Here is a 2,300-nt window from a genome sequence, read left to right as displayed (position 1 = left end):
CGCCATGAACTTTGACGGTCAATACAGCGATGGCGTGCGGAACTACTTTATTGAAAATGCCCTGTATTGGTTTGAAAATTATCATATAGATGGTCTGCGATTGGATGCGATCCAAGCTATTCTAGAGTTTGGTGCCAGACCGTTTTTGCGGGAACTCTCCGACGCCGTTGCCGAGATTTCCCAAAAAATAGGTCGCAAACTTTATCTCATCGCCGAAAGCGATTTAAACGATGTCCGCACCATTCGGTCAAGAGAGATAGGCGGTTATGGTATAGACGCACAATGGAACGACGATTTTCATCACTCGCTGCACACCCTGCTAACGGGTGAAAATGACAGATATTACCAAGATTTCGGCAAGTTAGCGCACATAGAAAAATCTTACCGCGAAGGCTTTGTCTATTCCGGGCAATACGCACCCCACAGAAAACGCCGTCACGGTAGTTCTTCTGTAGAAGAACCGGGATATAAATTTGTCGTTTTTTCCCAAACGCACGACCAAATAGGCAATCGCGTCTTGGCAGAAAGATTGTCGCAGCTTGTTGCTTTTGAAGGTTTGAAATTAGCAGCAGGTGCAGTTTTCCTCTCTGCGTTTGTGCCCTTCCTGTTTATGGGGGAAGAGTACGGGGAATCAGCACCGTTTTTCTATTTTATCAGTCATTCCGATGAGCCGTTGATTGAAATTATCCGCAAAAGCAAAGCAGAAGAATTTAAAGCATTTACAGGACGAGGCGAAATGCAAGACCCTCAAAGTCCTGACACATTCAACAAGTGCAAACTTAACTGGGAACTGCGAACAGAAGGAAAACACCAAGCTTTGTGGGAACTGCATCGCCAACTAATTCAGATGCGCCAAACAATTCCCGCCCTCAAAAAACTCGATAAGAAATGTTTGGAGGTATCTGGCATCGAAGATGACAAAATTTTATTTTTACGTCGCTGGAATGATGATAGCCAGATATTTGCCATCCTAAATTTCAATCTTGAAGATGTCACTTTTACTGCTGCACCGCCTGTAGGTAACTGGCAGAAAATTTTGGATTCTTCCGAGCGCAAGTGGATGGGTTCTGGTACTTCATTGCCTGACAATTTGGAGGCGGGTAAACAAGTTACCATGAAACCTCAAAGTTTTGTGGTGTACGAAGTTAAATGATTGTGGGGTGGGCAATGCCCACCCTACTAAGAAAATTATTGAGGAGTATTTATCATGCGGATTCCTACAGCAACTTACCGATTTCAATTTCATGCCGGATTTAACTTTGAGGATGCCAAGCAAATTGTTGATTATCTGGCGGAATTAGGAATTACCGATATTTACGCTTCGCCAATATTTAAAGCCAGAAAAGGCAGTTCGCACGGCTATGACGTTGTAGACTCGAATCAAATCAACCCAGAACTGGGAACGCGAGAAGATTTTGAAGCGCTAGTCAGCGAATTGCAAGCCAAAAATATGGGATGGGTGCAGGATATTGTGCCCAACCATATGGCTTACGATAGCGAAAATTCGCTGCTGATGGATGTGCTGGAAAATGGCCCCGATTCAGAGTATTTTGACTACTTCGATATTAACTGGGATCACCCTTATGAAGATATCAAAGGACGAGTGCTTGCCCCGTTAATGGGAAGTTTTTATGGAGAAGCTTTGGAGAATGGGGAAATTCAACTTAAATACGATGAAACGGGTTTAAGTGTTAATTACTACAACACAAAATTGCCCGTCAGGATAGAATCTTATGTCAAGTTTATTACGCATAGTTTAGGACAATTAGCAAGGGAATTGGGCGGCAGACAGCATCCTGATTTTATCAAGGTGCTGGCGATTCTTTATCTGATTAAAAACATTCCTTCGGAAGTCAAAGGTAAGGAAAGATATGACCAGATAGCGTTTGTTAAAGGACTTTTGTGGGAACTTTATACAGAGAATCCGGCGATTAAAGATTTTGTCGATCGCAACATCGAATTCTTCAATGGGGAAAAGGGAAATCCAGAAAGCTTTAACCAGCTAGATACTTTGCTGTCAGAGCAATTCTACCGCCTGTCTTTCTGGAAAGTGGGTGCGGAAGAAATTAACTACAGAAGGTTTTTTACCGTTAACGAACTGATTTCAGTCAAAGTAGAAGAAATCAAAGCTTTTCGTCGCAACCACGCTTTGATCTTCCATCTAGTCGAAGACGGAAAATTCACCGGCTTGCGAATCGATCACATTGATGGACTGTACGACCCAACGGAATATCTCAAACGACTCAGAGACAGAACAGGAGATCTTTACATTGCGGTTGAAAAGATTCTCGAACAGAAAG

Annotated in this window: 2 protein-coding genes; both read left to right on the top strand. The window is 42.9% G+C overall.

The features are described 5' to 3' along the window. On the top strand, positions 1 to 1,153 hold a 1,153-nt coding region (locus tag H6S82_RS29720; protein WP_191057213.1), incomplete at its 5' end, for a DUF3459 domain-containing protein. Between the two features lie 54 nt (positions 1,154 to 1,207). Continuing rightward, positions 1,208 to 2,300: alpha-amylase family glycosyl hydrolase (locus H6S82_RS29715; RefSeq protein ID WP_242057159.1), on the top strand; the 1,093-nt coding region annotated here is incomplete at its 3' end.

The sequence above is a fragment of the Planktothrix sp. FACHB-1355 genome (assembly GCF_014748295.1).
Taxonomy (GTDB): Bacteria; Cyanobacteriota; Cyanobacteriia; order Cyanobacteriales; family Aerosakkonemataceae; genus Aerosakkonema; species Aerosakkonema funiforme_A.
The sequence above is the reverse complement of the archived record's forward strand: the minus strand, read 5'-3'. Positions and strand labels throughout refer to the sequence as shown.